The 15,655-nt window shown below is 67.3% G+C and carries 15 protein-coding genes and 1 tRNA gene; 6 read left to right on the forward strand and 10 right to left on the reverse strand.

Annotation, left to right across the window (positions count from 1 at the left end):
* Positions 1-12 precede the first annotated feature (12 nt).
* Positions 13-1,386, reverse strand: a complete 1,374-nt coding sequence (locus ACNJYB_RS00960; RefSeq protein WP_439372292.1) for a hydrolase — start codon at positions 1,384-1,386, stop codon at positions 13-15.
* Between the two features lie 147 nt (positions 1,387-1,533).
* On the opposite strand from ACNJYB_RS00960, the gene ACNJYB_RS00965 reads away from it, so the two are divergent.
* Positions 1,534-3,222 (forward strand): MFS transporter, encoded by a 1,689-nt coding sequence (locus ACNJYB_RS00965; RefSeq protein WP_439372293.1) that lies wholly within the window; start codon positions 1,534-1,536, stop codon positions 3,220-3,222.
* 95 nt (positions 3,223-3,317) lie between these two features.
* Here the strand turns inward: ACNJYB_RS00965 and ACNJYB_RS00970 are convergent, their stop codons facing one another.
* Positions 3,318-3,533, reverse strand: a complete 216-nt coding sequence (locus tag ACNJYB_RS00970) for a cysteine rich repeat-containing protein (RefSeq protein ID WP_439372294.1) — start codon at positions 3,531-3,533, stop codon at positions 3,318-3,320.
* Between the two features lie 173 nt (positions 3,534-3,706).
* Positions 3,707-4,015, reverse strand: coding sequence for a hypothetical protein (locus tag ACNJYB_RS00975; protein ID WP_439372295.1), 309 nt, complete (start codon positions 4,013-4,015; stop codon positions 3,707-3,709).
* A gap of 252 nt (positions 4,016-4,267) precedes the next feature.
* Between ACNJYB_RS00975 and ACNJYB_RS00980 the strand changes: the two genes are divergently transcribed.
* Positions 4,268-5,323 (forward strand): polysaccharide deacetylase family protein, encoded by a 1,056-nt coding sequence (locus tag ACNJYB_RS00980; protein ID WP_439372296.1) that lies wholly within the window; start codon positions 4,268-4,270, stop codon positions 5,321-5,323.
* Positions 5,324-5,396: 73 nt separating this feature from the next.
* On the opposite strand, the gene ACNJYB_RS00985 is transcribed toward ACNJYB_RS00980, so the two are convergent.
* The 5 genes from ACNJYB_RS00985 to ACNJYB_RS01005 form a co-directional block, all read right to left on the reverse strand.
* Positions 5,397-5,570 carry a hypothetical protein gene (locus ACNJYB_RS00985; RefSeq protein ID WP_439372297.1) on the reverse strand — a complete coding sequence of 58 codons (174 nt, stop codon included), beginning with the start codon at positions 5,568-5,570 and terminating at the stop codon, positions 5,397-5,399.
* 23 nt (positions 5,571-5,593) lie between these two features.
* Positions 5,594-5,669: transfer RNA gene (locus ACNJYB_RS00990), tRNA-Thr, on the reverse strand.
* 100 nt (positions 5,670-5,769) lie between these two features.
* Positions 5,770-7,575, reverse strand: coding sequence for a heme biosynthesis HemY N-terminal domain-containing protein (locus tag ACNJYB_RS00995; protein ID WP_439372298.1), 1,806 nt, complete (start codon positions 7,573-7,575; stop codon positions 5,770-5,772).
* A gap of 36 nt (positions 7,576-7,611) precedes the next feature.
* Positions 7,612-8,826, reverse strand: coding sequence for a COG4223 family protein (locus tag ACNJYB_RS01000; RefSeq protein ID WP_439372299.1), 1,215 nt, complete (start codon positions 8,824-8,826; stop codon positions 7,612-7,614).
* 89 nt (positions 8,827-8,915) lie between these two features.
* Positions 8,916-9,659: a uroporphyrinogen-III synthase gene (locus tag ACNJYB_RS01005; protein ID WP_439372300.1), complete on the reverse strand. Its 744-nt coding sequence runs from the start codon at positions 9,657-9,659 to the stop codon at positions 8,916-8,918.
* 152 nt (positions 9,660-9,811) lie between these two features.
* Between ACNJYB_RS01005 and tsaD the strand changes: the two genes are divergently transcribed.
* The 3 genes from tsaD to ACNJYB_RS01020 all read left to right on the forward strand — a co-directional run bounded on the left by tsaD (position 9,812) and on the right by ACNJYB_RS01020 (position 12,464).
* Positions 9,812-10,885, forward strand: coding sequence for a tRNA (adenosine(37)-N6)-threonylcarbamoyltransferase complex transferase subunit TsaD (tsaD, locus tag ACNJYB_RS01010; protein ID WP_439372301.1), 1,074 nt, complete (start codon positions 9,812-9,814; stop codon positions 10,883-10,885).
* A 182-nt stretch (positions 10,886-11,067) separates the two neighbouring features.
* Positions 11,068-12,048 (forward strand): NAD(P)H-dependent glycerol-3-phosphate dehydrogenase, encoded by a 981-nt coding sequence (locus ACNJYB_RS01015; protein ID WP_439372302.1) that lies wholly within the window; start codon positions 11,068-11,070, stop codon positions 12,046-12,048.
* Positions 12,049-12,050: 2 nt separating this feature from the next.
* On the forward strand, positions 12,051-12,464 hold the full coding sequence (locus ACNJYB_RS01020) for an EVE domain-containing protein (RefSeq protein ID WP_439372303.1): 414 nt from the start codon (positions 12,051-12,053) through the stop codon (positions 12,462-12,464).
* Positions 12,465-12,467: 3 nt separating this feature from the next.
* On the opposite strand, the gene ACNJYB_RS01025 is transcribed toward ACNJYB_RS01020, so the two are convergent.
* Positions 12,468-13,553, reverse strand: coding sequence for an adenylate/guanylate cyclase domain-containing protein (locus ACNJYB_RS01025; RefSeq protein ID WP_439375771.1), 1,086 nt, complete (start codon positions 13,551-13,553; stop codon positions 12,468-12,470).
* A 101-nt stretch (positions 13,554-13,654) separates the two neighbouring features.
* Between ACNJYB_RS01025 and ACNJYB_RS01030 the strand changes: the two genes are divergently transcribed.
* Positions 13,655-14,110 carry an SRPBCC family protein gene (locus ACNJYB_RS01030; RefSeq protein WP_439372304.1) on the forward strand — a complete coding sequence of 152 codons (456 nt, stop codon included), beginning with the start codon at positions 13,655-13,657 and terminating at the stop codon, positions 14,108-14,110.
* Positions 14,111-14,123: 13 nt separating this feature from the next.
* Here the strand turns inward: ACNJYB_RS01030 and ACNJYB_RS01035 are convergent, their stop codons facing one another.
* Positions 14,124-15,293 (reverse strand): DNA topoisomerase IB, encoded by a 1,170-nt coding sequence (locus ACNJYB_RS01035; protein ID WP_439372305.1) that lies wholly within the window; start codon positions 15,291-15,293, stop codon positions 14,124-14,126.
* Positions 15,294-15,655: the final 362 nt, after the last annotated feature.

The raw sequence follows: 15,655 nt of genomic DNA on the forward strand, positions 1-15,655 counted from the left end.
CCAGTTCAATAGCTAGTAAGTCAGCTCGGCGATCGCAATCCTGTTCTCGGCGGCCGGCCAGAGCCGTGCCACAATCCGTTCTTCGCCGAACTGGGCCACGACGTTACGGCCGATCTCCGCGGCCGGAAGCCGCAATGTCGCTGCCGCATCGGTGGGCACGCCCGGCTTGACGTCGGCCGGCTCCTTGCCGTCGAACAGCACCACGTCCCGCGGCAGGCCGAAATAGCCGCGCGGACGCGACATGATCGCGACCGCACCTGCGTCGTTGTCCGCCGGCCCGAGCGGGCGTGCGGGCCGGAGGTGCACGACGTCGGACGAGCGCGGAAAGGGCGAACGATAGATGTGCGTGGTCGGCGCGTCCGGTGCCGCCAGGACGAATTCGAGCGACCAGGACGGCTCGACCTGCGCCGGCCCCCAGCGGCCGTCGGCGCCGGTCTTCGCGCTGTGCACGGCACCGCCCTTGCGCTCACCGGTATCAGGATCGACGCGGAAAACATCGACGGTTGCGCCGGCGACCGGGCGATTGGTCGACACGCCACCGGGCGTGCCGGTGACGAGTCCGCTCAGGCGGACACTCTGCTCCGGTACGATCGCGATTCGCTGGGGCTCGCGGCCGGCGATGAACTTGTAGATCTCGCGGAAAGCGCGCGGATGGAACGCCACCTCGCGATGGTCGAGCGCGCCGAGCATGAGATTGGTGGCGCCCTTCAGCTCCGGCCCCTCGGCGGTGACGTTGGTCGGCGTTCCCGGTTTGCCGATGAAGCGGCCGTCGGCTTGCGCATACTTGTCCATGCCATCGCTGCGCAGCGTGAGGAAGGCAACGCCGGGCGTGACCTCGCTCTCGCCTTCGTTCAGGCTGCGCAGAAACGCGCCGCGGCCGTTGAACTCGTTGTTGGGCTGGTCGTCAGTCGCGAACACGCCGTGATTGGGCGTGCCGCACAGCACGGCGTGGCTGACATCGCCCGCACCGCCGTTCTTGATGACATTGCGGATCGCATTGCCGCCGCGCGAGCTGCCGACCAGCGCCACGCGGGGCGCGCCCGTGCGGCGTTTCAGTTCAGCGATGGCCGCTGTGAGCTCGCGGCGCTGGTCCTCGGTCGAAGAGCGGTTCGCCTGCTCGACCTTGTCATCGCTGCGCGCCAGCGGGTCGGTGAAATTGATCGCCATCATGCGATCGCGCGCGATGCCGTTGGATTCCATCCGCCACAGGGTGGTCATCCAGAGCGCGTCATAGTCGCCATTGCCGTGGACGAACAGGATCGGTGGTATCTCCGGAAGCTGCGCCGCTATCGGCGCCGATTGTGCCAGCGCGCCCGTCCGCAAGCTCGCAGCCGCGAAGGGCAAGCTTGCGGCCCCCAGCAGGATCGTCCGTCGCGACGGCTTCATATGTTCCTCCCCGGCAAAACCATCTTTGCACCGCTTATACCGGCCTAACCACTGGACAGCGAAGGACTTTCGCGGGCATCACTGAATTTGCCGGAATCACCTGAAGACCACTCCGATCCACGTCTGCCAGCCCATATGGAAGGGGATATGACCGAGCAGCCGAACCGTCAGAAATTCGCCGGCGAGGGCATCGCCGCCCCCCTGCGGTTCACCGTATTCCGGCGCATCTGGCTCGCCAGCCTGCTCTCGAATCTCGGCCTCCTGATCCAGGGCGTGGGCGCAGCCTGGGCGATGACGCAAATGGCGGCTTCGGCGGACAAGGTGGCGCTGGTGCAGACCGCCCTGATGCTCCCGATCATGCTGATCTCGATGCCGGCCGGCGCCATCGCCGACATGTATGACCGCCGCGTCGTCACCCTGGTCTCGCTCGCGATCGCGCTGACGGGCGCGAGCGCGCTGACGATCCTGGCCGGCCTGAAGCTCATCACGCCGGAAACGCTGCTCGCTTTCTGCTTCGTCGTCGGCAGCGGCAACGCGCTGTTCGGGCCGGCCTGGCAATCCTCGGTCAGCGAGCAGGTGCCGCCGGAAGCGCTGCCGTCGGCGGTCGCGCTGAACGGCATCAGCTACAATATCGCGCGCAGTTTCGGCCCCGCAGTCGGCGGCGTCATCGTCGCCGCGCTCGGCGCAGTCGCCGCCTTCGCCTGCAATGCCCTCCTCTATCTGCCGCTGCTGGTGGTGCTGCTGCTCTGGCGCCGCTCGGTCGAACCCTCGCGGCTGCCGCGGGAAAAGCTCAACCGCGCCATGGTGTCGGGCTTCCGTTACATCACCAATTCGCCGCCGATCAAGATCGTGCTGTTGCGCACGCTGGTGATGGGCCTGATCGGCGGCGCCATCATGGCGCTGATGCCGCTGGTGGCGCGCGACCTCCTGCATGGCGGCGCGCAGACCTACGGCATCATGCTCGGTGCCTTCGGCATGGGCGCGGTGGTCGGCGCGCTCAACATCCACGAACTGCGCAAGCGCATGAGCGGCGAGGCCGCGATCCGCGCCTGCACCATCTCGATGGCGTTCGCGATGGCCGCCCTCGCCGTGAGCACCGAGCCGGTGCTGACAGCCACCGCGTTGGTGCTCGCCGGCGCGGTCTGGATGGCGGCGGTGGCGCTGTTCAATATCGGCGTGCAGCTCTCGGCGCCGCGCTGGGTCGCCGGCCGCTCGCTGGCCGCGTTCCAGGCGTCGATTTCCGGCGGCATCGCGATCGGCGCCTGGGGCTGGGGCCATCTCACCGACTATGCCGGCGTCGAAGTCGCGCTGCTAACGGCCGCCGGGCTGATGCTGCTTTCGCCGCTGCTCGGGATCTGGCTGACGATGCCGCGCGTCGGCGCCCGCAACGAGGATGCCGAGGTGCTGGCCGATCCCGAGGTCCGGCTGTCACTCACCGGCCGCAGCGGGCCGCTGGTGGTCGAGATCGAGTACCGCGTCGCCCAGGAGAACGCGCGCGCCTTCCACAACGTGATGCAGGACGTGCAGCTCTCACGGCAGCGCAACGGCGCCTATGGCTGGTCGATCGCGCGCGACATCGCCGATCCCGAATTGTGGACCGAGCGATATCACTGCCCGACCTGGTTCGATTACCTGCGCCAGCGCAATCGCTCGACCCTGTCCGAACGCGCGCTGCACCAGCAGGCGATCGATTTCCACATCGGCCCCGACCCGGTGCGCGTCCGCCGCATGCTGGAGCGCCCGTTCGGCTCGGTGCGCTGGAAGGACGAGACGCCGGACCGCGCGGGCGGCGACGTGCTGCCGGTGGTCGCAACTGCGGCGGGAAGCAGTACGTAGATTTTCTCAGACCGTAGCTGCTTGCCCCGCATGAGCGAAGCGACATGCGGGGCAAGCCTCCCGGATATCGGCGCTCATCCGGGCTACGGCAATCACTACTGCCCGTGATCCGTCAGCACCTTGTCGCAGGCCTTGGCGAGGCGGGTGCGGTTCTGCTTCAGGCACGCCAGCACGGCGCCATCGCCATTGTTCATCACGGCGCGGCAGAAGCGGCTGACATCGCGCGCGCAGGCGTCATGTCCGGGCTGCTGTTGCGCGGACGCAACGGATGCGCACAAGAGCATGGAAATAGCGAAAAGAAATCTGGTCATCGCGTAATGCCTCTTACCCGGAAGAATGAGCGGGCGAAGCTAGTGCGACGATGCCTTGGCCGCAACGGCTTTATTGGCAGGCTGCATGATAGCGCCGCGTGGCCCCGGCTCGACGCCGGAGCGCAGCGCGAGGGAGCTCTCAAATCGCAACGCCTGCGGCGTTTCGCGCTCGCTTACTGTTTGTCCTGCGCGTCAGCGATCTTGCGCGAGGCGCCCTTGGCGAGGTCCTTGTCCATCACCGCACGGCAGCCGGCGCTGAGATCCGAGCGATGCTTGAACATGCACGCGGTGATCTTCGGGATGTTGGGGATCTCCGACGAGCACAGGCGGAAGGCATCGCCGGTGCACATCTGCTGCGCTTCGGCCGTGAAGGCGAAGCTCGAGGTCGTCGAGACGATCGAGACGAGGACGGCAAAGCCCAGCGCCAGGCCGGTGTCGCGGATCTTGCTACTCAGGGACTTGGTCGTGCAGGACGTGGTCATTTGAAGCTCCCATTGGCGCCGCGATGGCGGGCCCGTTGTCAATGGGACCTACGATGCTCCCGCAAAACCGTTCCCACCGTGATGACGGTCACGGCCGGCCCGGCTTCTGTGACCTCGGTCACTTTGGCGCACCTCGCTGAAATTTCTCCGCGTCCGCTGTCGTGTTGGTGTCACGTTAACCGTTCCTTCGCATTAATGGCTCGTCGCGCGGGAAATTCCGCCGGTTTGGTTGCGTAATTGGAAAGAGTAGCGATGCGTAATGCGTTGGGCCTGATGCTGGCCAGTGTAGTTGCGGCGGTCGTGATCGCCGCCGGCGGTTGGTTTTATTATTCCGCCAGCGCCGATCAGGGCGCCCCCAAGACAGTTGCCGCCCGTGCCGCCGAGCAATTGCCGGCACAGGCGAAGCTCGCCGCCAGAGACGACGTCGAGACCACCGCGGCGATCGCGGCGAGGCCAACGACCGTTGCCCAGGCAGCCGCGCCTGCCCCGGCCGCGCCAGTTCAGCCGAAGCAGGCCTGCGCCAATCCGAACGCGCTGGGCGTCTCCCGCGTGGTCGAGATCGACACCACCGGCGGCCCCGGCTTCGGCTTCGACCATTTCAAGCAGTTCGACTTCCTGACCGACAAGGAGGTGGTGCTGACCTTCGACGACGGTCCCTGGCCGGTGAATACGCCCGCGGTGCTGAAGGCGCTCGCGGATGAATGCACCAAGGGCCTGTTCTTCTCGGTCGGCAAGCATGCGACCTATCATCCGGAAATCCTGCGCCAGGTGCTGGCCCAGGGCCACACGGTCGGCACCCACACCTGGTCGCACGTCAATCTGAACGGCAAGAAGATGACCGAGCAGATGGCCAAGGACGAAGTTGAAAAGGGTATCAGTGCGGTGAAATTCGCGCTCGGTGCCAACCCCGCGCCGTTCTTCCGCTTCCCGCAGCTTCAGCATAATCCGGCAATCGTGACCTATTTCGCCACCCGCAACGTCGCGATGTTCTCGACCGATATCGACTCCTTCGATTTCCGCAAGGGCGCGACGCCGGAGAAGATCATCGAGACGGTGATGACGCGGCTCGACAAGCTCGGCAAGGGCATCATCCTGATGCACGACTTCCAGAAGCACACCGGCGAAGCGCTGCCCGCTCTGCTCGCGCGCCTCAAGGCCGGCGGCTACAAGGTCGTGCAGATGAAAGCCAAGACGACGCTTCAGACGCTGCCGGAATATGACGAGGCGCTGATGAAGGACATGAAGGTGCCGACGGCCGGCACGAGCATGCGTCCGATCTCGAGCGTGGTGCAGACGGTGTCGCAGTAGGCTCGCTCGAAACGCTTTCTCAAGGCGAATCATGGCCGGGCTTTTGCCCGGCCATTTGTTTTGGAGGTGGCGCCTACCAGTAGATGCCGTGGCGATGCAGCTCGCTGATGATGCGGCGTTCGGTACAGTCGTGCTTGTGCTTCGGCTTCTCAGCCATTGTGGTCCCCGCGGCCTTGGCGGTCGCCGACGCTGCGGCGGTCTGCAACGCGCGGTCATGCGAGCCTGCTGCCGTGGGCATACGTTTCAAGGCGGTCTGCTGAAACAAGGCGCTGGTGCCGCAAGAGGGATTCGAACCCCCGACCCCGTCATTACGAATGACGTGCTCTACCGACTGAGCTATTGCGGCGAACCCTGCCGGGACCGGGGCGATGCCGGTCCCGATACGCGCGCCCCTGATATCGGGCATGGCCCGAATTGGCAAGGACAAGCGGGACGCGAAATGCGCCTCACGCGCCCCAGCGGGACCAGAATCCGCGCCAGCCGCCGGCCTGGGCCTTTGCCTGGGCCTTGGGCGTGCCGATTTGTTCCGTAAATTCGTCGCTCGGGCCGTCGTCGTCGATCCCGGGATCGTCGGGCGCGCGGACGATCGGGATCACGGCGGGGATCGGGGCAGGGGCCGGCTTGCCGTCGGCGCGGGGCCGGAACACCGGCGTTGCCGCCGGCGGCGCTGATTCGGCGGGATCGGGGGCCGGAGTGACCGGGTCGGCAGGTTCCGCCGCCGGCTCGTCCCTGACGGCTTCGTTGGCGGCCTCCTTGACGTCCTCCTTGACGTCCTCCTTGGCGGTTTCCTTGGTCTCAGGAGGAGAATTGTCCTGGGCGGCGGGTGCCGGAGCCGGTGTAGGCACGACCGGTTCCACCGGGCTCTCGCTCGGAGCCGCCGTCACCCGCTTCGGCGGCGGGGCCGCCAGCATGGCTTCCTCGAAGGCCGAGGATTCGATCGTGGTCGCCTTGTCCGAGGGCAGGCTGGCGACCGGCGTCTGCCATTGGAAGGCGTCGAGCCGGCCGGTGACCGGGGAGACCGGGCGCCAGCGATCGCTGACATAGCCGTCCGCGGTCCAGGCCGGATCGTGGCGGGCGCGCACCGCGCGCAGGGTCCAGGCGCGGGCACGGCCGCTATCGCCATGCTCGGCGCGCTCGATCTCGGCCATCAACAGCGCGACGCGCTGGGTCGGATCGTTGAGATAGGGCGCGAGCACCTGGCGCGCGCGGGCGAACTCGGAGGCATCGATCGCGGCGCGTGCGATCGCGAGCTGGCCCTCGACATGGCCCGGCTTGTCGGCCGATGTCTTCGCAGCAAGGGTCTCGACCCGCTGCAGGCGCTGCCGCGCGGAATCGCCGAGCTTCACATGCGCATAGGCGTCCGCGAGATCGGGATGCGGATTGGCGAGCCAGGCTGTCTCGACCAGCTTCATGGCGCGGCGCACCTGATGCGCCTCGCTCTCGAATTTTGCGGCAAGCACCGCGGCCGGCACCAGGGTCGGCGCGAGCTTGACCGCCTCCCTCACGCTCTCGCGCGCGACGTCGCGGTCCATCTTTTCCAATTCCAGCGCGCGCGCCGTGAGCAGAACGCCGCGCTGGCGGCGATAGGCCGGCTTGTCGATCAGGCCAGCGGACAGATTCGAATCGAGGATCGCGAGCGCGCCGCTCCAGTCACCGCGGGCGCAGCGGAAGCCCAGCACCGCATGCGAGGCCCAGGTCGAGGACGGCGACAGCTTGAGCGCTTCCTCCGCGATCATCACGGCGCCGACCGCATCGTCGGCGCGCTGCGCCTCGATGAACAGGCCGCGCAGGCCGAGCAGGCGCGTATCCTCACGCTCGGCCATGGCGCGGAACACGCGCTGGGCCTCGTCACGCTTGCCTTCGAGCTGGGCCGATTGCGCATGCAGCAGCAGCGCGAGCGGATCGTTCGGCGCGTGCCGCCGCGCCGCCTCGGCGTGCCGGCGGGCGAGCGCGGTGTCGCCATGGCCGATCGCGAGCAGGCCGTGGGTGATGGCGTGGCGGCCGCGCGCGTGACGCTTTTCTTGACGGCGGCGGCGCATGCGGCCCGGCGTACGCCAGATCGTGGTCAGGATGCTCCAGACCAGCACGACGGCCGCGGCAAACAGGCCGAGCAAGAACACGAACCTCGGCAGCGTCGTCGAAGCGCGGAAGCTGCCCGCGGTCAGGACGAGATCACCGGGCTGGTCGGCAATCCAGGCCGCGCCGGCCGCCGCCAGCGCAATCAGGACAAGGAAAAGGACGATGCGAAGCATGGCGATCCCTATTACGCGCCGATTGTTGCGCGTATCTTATTGAGAAGATTTGGCGAGATCCGCCATGGCATCGTCGGCGAATTTGCGGGAGGCGGCGAGCGCGGCGTCGCGGGCATCGGCCTTGTCGAGCCAGGCCTGCGCCGGTGCGCGATCGGCCTCGGGCAAGGTCTTCAGCTCGCGCCGCGCCTCGACGAAATCGTTGCGGAGCGCCGCGGCCGTCACCCGGGCGACGATGGCGCCGCGATCGTTGCCGACGCCGTCGGTGCGCTCGATGCGCACGAGTTTCGAGGCGCCGGCCTGCAGGCGCTCGACGATGCCGGCATTCGCGGCCGGGGCTTCCGCCGGCGGCGACAATTTCGGCACGATGTTGAGAAGCTCGCGGCTCAGCGCCACCGGTGTCGGAATGCCCGACGATGCGAACGTATCGAGCGGCTTCAGCATGTCGGGCCTGGCGGCGAGCGACCGCGCCGCCGACAGCTGCGACTGATAGGGATCGCCATGGCGCACCGCGACATCGAGCAGGGCCGCCGCCACCACGAAGCGCAACGGCTTGTCATCGATCTTTTTTGCTTCGGCGATCTTCTCGCCCTGCTGCGCGAGCTCGGCGCGTTCAGTCTTGCTGGCGCGCTCGAGCTGCGCGACGCGGTCGGTGAGTGCGCCAAGATCGGGCGCGGCCGGTGACGCTGATTTCGCATCGTTCAGCGCGCTTGCGGTCTTGTCGGACTGCGCGCGCAAATTGGCGATGTCGCTGCGCAGAGCGCTCGTCGATTTCTCCAGCGCGTCGATCCGCGCCACTATCGCCGGATCGGCGACGGGCTTGCCGGCCTTGGCCTCGACCGCGGCGAGGCGACCGCTCAGCGCATCGACCGTCGCGCTCGTCACTTGCGGCGCGGCCGGCGGCGCCTGCACCGCGGGCCAGCCCAGCATCCAGCCGACCCCGATCACGAGCGCTGCCGCCGCCGCACCGGAGAACGGTGCGATGACCCAGGGGGAAACCGGCCGCGAGGCGGATGCGGGCGCAATGGAAGGCTGCTCCTCGGCTGACTCGGGGGGAGGCTCGGGCTTGGTCTGCTCGACCTTTTCCTGCTCAGGCGCGGCCTGCTCGGCCGCCGGCTGAGCCCCGGGCTCGCCCGCCGCCTCCTGCGGCTGGGTCGAGACTTCGGTTGCCTCCAAATCGATGGTGGGCGGGGTGCGCTTGGCACGACCGGTGTCGGGAGCCAATCCTGCCTCTTCAGGCTTGTCGTCGGCCATCGTGACGGTTCCTCACACTTCCATACCTTGCACACATCCTGGCATACATCCTTAAACGGACCCGATTGCGTCGGATTCGGCCCGACCTCTTACGCCAAACGGGTACGCAAAGCACGCTCCAAGGTGTCAAATAAGGCATTTTCGTCGGGCGTCGCGGCCACCAGAACCTGCGGCGCACCGGCATCGCGCAGCACGCCGGCGACCGTCTCGGACAGGCAGCATTGCGGGATCGCCAGCGCCGAAATTTCGACACCTTCATCCCGCGCTGCATCCAGAAACGCCCGCGCGCTGCGCCGGGAGTAGTGCAGCACCGCCTCGACGCGGTGGGCGGCAAAGCCCTCGCAGACCTCGGGCGGCAGGTGCTTGACCGGCGCCATGCGATAGGTCGTTTGCGTAACCACGTTAAATCCTTCCGCACCCAGCTCACCGCCGAGATCGCGCGACAGATCCGCACCGGCAAGATAGAGCAACGTGCTTCTCTTCTTCAGCTTGTCGCGCGCACTTTGCACGACCTTATCGCGCAAGGCTGCGGCATTGCCGCCGGCGACGATGATCTCGCCAAAGCCGGCGTCGCGCGCGGCAGACGCGGTGTGCTCGCCGACCGCGAACAGCGGCAGCTCCAGAAGACCGAGGTCCCGCAATTGCGGCGCGACGGCGCGGATCGCATTGGCCGACGTGACGATGACGGCGCCATAGCCCGCTTCACTCTCGTCGTGGAAGGCGACGGGCTCGAACTTGAGCACCGGCGCGAGCAGCACCACATGCCCCCGCGCGCGCAGATTTTCCGCCGTCGCCTCATTGTCGGGATGCGGCCGTGTGACAAGAATGGACATCGCTGCTGTTCCCGAGGCGCGTGACGGGTGAAGCATCCATCAGGATGGCTGCGCGTGACGATTGCGCAAGCCGACGCCGGGATGCTACCGGACTTACCAGAACGCTGCTTTATGGCTCAGTGCAAGGGCGCAAATTGGACAACGATTCGCCAATGCTGGTATTGGGTATCGAAACCACCTGCGACGAGACCGCCGCGGCGGTGATCGAGCGCGCGCCCGGCGGCAGTGGCAAGATCCTGTCCAACATCGTGCGGTCGCAGGTCGAGGAGCATGCCCGCTTCGGCGGCGTGGTGCCGGAGATCGCCGCGCGCGCGCATGTCGACGTGCTCGACGGGATCATCGACCGCGCCATGCACGAGGCCGGCATCGACTATGCCCAGCTCGACGGCGTCGCCGCGGCGGCAGGGCCGGGGCTGATCGGCGGCGTCATCGTCGGGCTCACCACCGCGAAGGCGATCGCGATGGTGCATGACACCCCGCTGGTCGCGGTGAACCATCTGGAAGCACACGCGCTGACGCCGCGTCTCACCGACGGCATCGATTTTCCCTACTGCCTCTTCCTCGCCTCGGGCGGCCATACCCAGATCGTGGCGGTCACCGGCGTCGGCGAGTATGTGCGGCTCGGCACCACCGTTGACGACGCCATCGGCGAAGCCTTCGACAAGGTCGCGAAGATGCTGGGGCTGCCTTATCCCGGCGGCCCGCAGGTCGAACGCGCGGCGGCAAGCGGCGATGCTGCGCGGTTCGCCTTCCCGCGACCGATGCAGGGGCGCCCCGATGCCAATTTCTCGCTGTCCGGATTGAAGACGGCCGTCCGCACCGAAGCAAGCCGGCTCGCCGAGATCACGCCGCGGGACATCAGTGATCTCTGCGCGAGCTTCCAGGCCGCGGTGCTGGATTCGACCACCGACCGGCTCAGCATCGGCCTCAAGCTTTTCCGCGAGCAATTCGGCGCGCCGCGCGCGCTCGTGGCCGCCGGTGGCGTCGCCGCCAATCAGGCGATCCGCGGCGCGCTGCACGACGTCGCGCGGGAGGCCCGGACGCAACTGATCATGCCGCCGCCGGCGCTCTGCACCGACAATGGCGCGATGATCGCCTGGGCCGGCGCCGAACGTCTCGCGCTGGGACTGACCGACACGATGGAGGCGCAGCCGCGCGCACGCTGGCTGCTCGACGCCAATGCGACGGCGCCGGCCGGCTACGGCAAGACGCGGGCGGGATATTGAATGTTGTGGTGTCGCCGTGAGCTCCACTTCACCTCGCCCCGCTTGCGGGGAGAGGTTGAATTCGATCGCAGATCGAATTCGGGTGAGGGGGACCTTCTCTCTCTGTCACCATCCCTGCAGAGACTCCCCTTCACCCCGACCCTCTCCCCGCAAGCGGGGCGAGGGAGTGGAGGGCTCGAGCCATGACCGCGTTACAATCCGTCGCGGTGATCGGAGCGGGCGCCTGGGGGACCGCGCTGGCGACGGTGGCGGCGCGGGCAGGGCGAGGCGTCACGCTCTGGGCGCGCAACGCGGAGCATGCGACGCGGATTGCCTCGACGCGCGACAATCCGCGGCTACCAGGCGTGCGGCTGGTGCCGGAGATCGTGGTGACGAGCGATCTCGCGGAGGCATCGCGCGCGGAGATGCTGCTGATCGCAACGCCTGCGCAACATCTGCGCGGCGCGGTCAACATGCTGGCCTCGCACCTCGCAAAGCCAATTCCGATCATCGCCTGCGCCAAGGGCATCGAGCACGGCACCCACAAGTTCATGACCGACGTGATCGCGGAGGCCGCGCCGCATGCAATGCCGGCGATCCTGTCGGGTCCGAGCTTTGCCGACGACGTCGCGCGCGGCCTGCCGACGGCGGTGACATTGGCGGCGAAGGACGACGCGCTGGCGAGCAGCCTCGTGCAGGCGCTGGGCTCACCGACATTCCGCCCCTATCACTCCACCGACATCCGCGGCGTCGAGATCGGCGGCGCGGCCAAGAACGTGCTGGCGATCGCGGTCGGCATTGCGGTCGGGCGCAAGCTCGGCGCCTCGGCCCAGGCGGCGCTGGCGACGCGCGGCTTTGCCGAGCTGACGCGCCTCGGCCGCGCGCTCGGCGCGCGCGGCGAGACGCTCACCGGCCTGTCCGGCCTCGGTGACCTCATCCTGACCTGCTCGAGCCCGCAATCGCGCAATTTCGCGCTCGGCCTCGCCCTCGGGCGCGGCGAGCAGCCGTCTGCCGGCAAGCTCGCCGAGGGCGAGTTCACCGCGCCGGTGCTGATCGAGCTCGCGGCTTCGCAAAACATCGAGATGCCGGTATCAGAAGCGGTCGCTTCGATCCTGGGCGGCCGGAGCACGATCGACGCCGCCATTTCGGGATTGTTGACGCGTCCCTTCAAGGCAGAGGAATGAGCATGGCGTACTGGCTGGTGAAATCCGAACCGTCGGTGTGGTCCTGGGACCAGCAGGTGGCGAAGGGCGCCAAGGGCGAAGCCTGGACCGGCGTGCGCAATTACACCGCGCGTCAGAACCTCGTGAACATGCAGAAGGGCGACAAGGCGTTCTTCTATCATTCCAACGAGGGCAAGGAGATCGTCGGCATCGTCGAGATCATCAAGGAGGCCTACACCGACCCAACCGACAAGACCGAAAAATTCGTCTGCGTCGACATCAAGGCCGACAAGCCGCTGAAGACACCGGTGACGATGGCCGCTATCAAGGCGGAGAAGAAACTCGCCGACATGGCCCTGGTGAAATATGCGCGCCTGTCGGTGCAGCCGGTGACGGCCGAGGAATGGAAGCTGGTTTGCAAGATGGGCGGACTGTAAGAACTACGAAGTCCCAGCTTGCGCCTCCGGCAACGCCAAGACCTCGCAGGGCGAGGCGATGCCGCGCAGCTTGTGCCGCCCGAGCGCAACCAGCGGCATCTCCGTCTCCGCCGCGAGCGCACCCGAGACCAGCACAGTCCTGGCGAGCGGCTTGCACAGGCCTTCGAGCCGGCTGACGAGATTGACGGCAGGACCGATCGCGGTGAAATCCAGTCGATTGGCGGCGCCGATATTTCCCCAGAGCATCTCGCCGAGATGAAGCGCGGCGCCGAACGCGAGCGGCGGCAAGCCTTGCGCCCGTCGCTCTGCGTTGAGATACGCCATTCCGGCTTCGGCTGCGCCTGCGGCACGCAGGGCCGCCTCGCAGGCGCGACGCGGCGACGCCTCGACCACCGGAAAGATCGCGAGCACGCCGTCACCGATGAATTTCAGCACCTCGCCGCCGAAGGCGTGAACGGCACCGGCAATGCGGTCGAACCAGGCATCGAGTGCGGCGATGATGTCGGCGAGCAGACTGGTTTCCGACAAGGTGGTGAAGCCGCGCAGATCGGCATAAAGCAGCGCCGCCTGGATGGTCTCCCCGAGGTCGCGCCGCAGCGGTGCCGCTAGCACCCGCTCGGCACTGCGCTTGCCGAGATAAGCCTCCAGCGTCGCCCGCAAGGTGGCGCGCGCTGCGAGCACAGCCAGCGGGGTCGCGGCAAAGCGCGCGGCCTGGCGCAATTGCTCGATTTCGGCCGGCGTGAATTGACGCGGCGCGATCCAGCCGAGCACCGGCCCTGCGCGCCCGACAACATCTTCATGCACCTCGCCATCAGCGATGTCGCGCAGCCAGCGTCGGCCGGCATCGTTGGGCGGATCGGGCGCAAGGCCACCCGGCGCGAAGCCGAGCGCTTCGATGACGCTGCCACTCTCGGCGCGCCACAGCCAAGTCCGCTTCGCGATCAGCGGATGCGGCACCTCCAGCGTCAGGGCGCCTGCCGCAAGCGGCACACCGTCGGCAAGCAGATGCGCACCGAGGTCCGCAAGCAGGCGGTCGGCGCCGGGACTATCGGAGGCGGCATCGACAAGCCAGGCGAGGGTTAATTGCATGCCCCGATGATGGCCAAGGAGGGCCGCCTTTGTCACGGGCAATCCTTGACGGGCTGCCTTGGCGCCGCCATGTGCCAGTATCGCCTTAGGGATGATCGCAAATGACCGTGCCGTTCGTATTGCGACGCGAGACCCAGATCGCCGCCCCGCGCGCCACCGTCTTCGCCTATTTGACCGACCCTGAGAAAATCCTGAGCTGGATGGGCTCGGATGCGACCACCGAGCCTCATCCCGGCGGGCTCTACCTGCTCAAGGGGATCGGCCCGCGCGCCAGCGTCGCCCGCGGCGCCTTCCGCGAGGTCGTTCCGGTGCATCGTCTGGCTTACACGTTCGGCTGGGAGGGTGGTCAGGAAGTGCCGCCCGGCTCGAGCCTGATCGAGATCGACCTGATCGAACAGGATGGTGGCACGCTGCTGCGCATGACGCATAGCGGGCTGCCGACCGAGGAACAGGTGGCCGCGCACGCGAAGGGATGGACGCACTACCTAGCCCGGCTCACGAACGCCGCCGCGGGGCGCGATCCGGGTCCCGACAAAGGTGTTTCAGACAAGATGTAGCGACGGGGGCGGGTCACACCGCCGCGGTGGCCACCACCTGCGCCAGCAGCTGCTCTCGCCGAGCCTGCGAGCGCTGGCCCTTCATCGTCGCAGCAAAGCGCTCGAGGATGCCCTCTTCGAAGGCAGTGACGATGGTGTCATGCACGTAGCTCTTGCGGCAGATCGCCGGCGTATTGGAGAGCTTGTCGGCCGCGGCGCGGATCGCGTCCAGCACCTGCTTCTTGCGGCCGCGCTGGCTGGTCGCCGGCGTGATCCGCGACAGCGATTCCACGACCACGGCTGACGCCATCAGCGTGCGAAAATCCTTCAGCGAGATCTTGATGCCCGCGATTTCGCGCAAGAACGCATTCACCTGCGTGGTGTTGACCGCGCGCACGATGCCGTAGGCGTCGCGGTACTGGAACATGCGCTTGCCGGGGACGCCCTGGAGAATGCCGATGGCGCGCACCAGCTTGGCCGCGTCGCATTCCTTGCGCACCGCCTTGCCGCCCTTGGCCTTGAAGGTCAGCACGAAGCAGTCGTCTTCCAGCGTGACGTTGGACTTCAGCAGCGTGGTGGCGCCGCGGGTGCCGTTGAGGCGGGCATAGGATTCGTTGCCCGGGCGGATCGCGGTGCGGGCGATCAGCTCGATCACGGCCGAGAGCGCGAATTCGCGCGTCGGCTCGTCGCCCGAGAGGAACGCAGAGACCTTGCGCCGGATTTTCGGCAGCGCGCCGACGAGCTTCTCCAGGCGATGCGCCTTGCGGTGCTCGCGGACCTTCTCCCAATCGGCGTGATAGCGGTATTGCAGCCGGCCCGCGGCATCGCGACCCACCGCCTGGAGGTGCGAGCTCGGGTCGGCGGAGTAACGCACGTCGCGATAGGCCGGCGGCACCGCCATGGCGTGCAGCCGACGGATGGTGCGGGCGTCGCGGATATGGGCACCGTTGGGGCGGACGAAGGAATAGCCCTTGCCGCGCTTGATGCGGCGGATGGTCAGCTCGTTCTGGTCGCCGAGCCGCAGCCCCAGCTCCTTGGCCAGCGCCTCGACCGCCGCCGGGGACGCCGAATCGAACACCTTTTTCGGGCTGGGGCGGGTGGAACCGGCCGGTTTCGGCCATTGTCCGAGGGCCTTAGCTAGCGCAATGGCAGCAGCATCGGCCGAAGCGGGCCGCATCGTCCCGAGATTCTGCTGATCCATCATAGTCTTACGCCTTGGCCCTGTGTGTTACCGTTCAATGCCGCTGTTCTGATGTTTGTTCCCTGCGGGGTCTCGTTGGACCCGGATTAGCCACTTAGGGTGTTCCGAACCGTATTGCGAGTCCCGAATCAGTGAAAAACGGTTTCTAAATACCGTCTGCGACGCATGGGCGCCCTGCATGAGCCTGTTCCGGCGATTTGGGTAAAGAGCCGAAAGGCACCTGTCGGCCTGCTTCAGATTTGCGACAGCCAATCTGGCTGACCTTGATCCTCCGCATGGTCGGCGGCTCGCCGAAGGTCCAGCTTGTGCTCCTTGTCGGGTCCGGTTAGCCCGACGCATAATCCGTCAAATGATACGGTCGGCAT

The organism is Bradyrhizobium sp. SMVTL-02 (assembly GCF_051853005.1).
Classification (GTDB): domain Bacteria; phylum Pseudomonadota; class Alphaproteobacteria; order Rhizobiales; family Xanthobacteraceae; genus Bradyrhizobium.

Bases quoted from the DNA above. Each gene is read 5' to 3' on its own strand.
- ACNJYB_RS00960 (WP_439372292.1), bottom strand. From the start codon at position 1,386: ATGAAGCCGTCGCGACGGACGATCCTGCTGGGGGCCGCAAGCTTGCCC.
- ACNJYB_RS00965 (WP_439372293.1), top strand. From the start codon at position 1,534: ATGACCGAGCAGCCGAACCGTCAGAAATTCGCCGGCGAGGGCATCGCC.
- ACNJYB_RS00970 (WP_439372294.1), bottom strand. From the start codon at position 3,533: ATGACCAGATTTCTTTTCGCTATTTCCATGCTCTTGTGCGCATCCGTT.
- ACNJYB_RS00975 (WP_439372295.1), bottom strand. From the start codon at position 4,015: ATGACCACGTCCTGCACGACCAAGTCCCTGAGTAGCAAGATCCGCGAC.
- ACNJYB_RS00980 (WP_439372296.1), top strand. From the start codon at position 4,268: ATGCGTAATGCGTTGGGCCTGATGCTGGCCAGTGTAGTTGCGGCGGTC.
- ACNJYB_RS00995 (WP_439372298.1), bottom strand. From the start codon at position 7,575: ATGCTTCGCATCGTCCTTTTCCTTGTCCTGATTGCGCTGGCGGCGGCC.
- ACNJYB_RS01000 (WP_439372299.1), bottom strand. From the start codon at position 8,826: ATGGCCGACGACAAGCCTGAAGAGGCAGGATTGGCTCCCGACACCGGT.
- ACNJYB_RS01005 (WP_439372300.1), bottom strand. From the start codon at position 9,659: ATGTCCATTCTTGTCACACGGCCGCATCCCGACAATGAGGCGACGGCG.
- tsaD (WP_439372301.1), top strand. From the start codon at position 9,812: ATGCTGGTATTGGGTATCGAAACCACCTGCGACGAGACCGCCGCGGCG.
- ACNJYB_RS01015 (WP_439372302.1), top strand. From the start codon at position 11,068: ATGACCGCGTTACAATCCGTCGCGGTGATCGGAGCGGGCGCCTGGGGG.
- ACNJYB_RS01020 (WP_439372303.1), top strand. From the start codon at position 12,051: ATGGCGTACTGGCTGGTGAAATCCGAACCGTCGGTGTGGTCCTGGGAC.
- ACNJYB_RS01025 (WP_439375771.1), bottom strand. From the start codon at position 13,553: ATGCAATTAACCCTCGCCTGGCTTGTCGATGCCGCCTCCGATAGTCCC.
- ACNJYB_RS01030 (WP_439372304.1), top strand. From the start codon at position 13,655: ATGACCGTGCCGTTCGTATTGCGACGCGAGACCCAGATCGCCGCCCCG.
- ACNJYB_RS01035 (WP_439372305.1), bottom strand. From the start codon at position 15,293: ATGATGGATCAGCAGAATCTCGGGACGATGCGGCCCGCTTCGGCCGAT.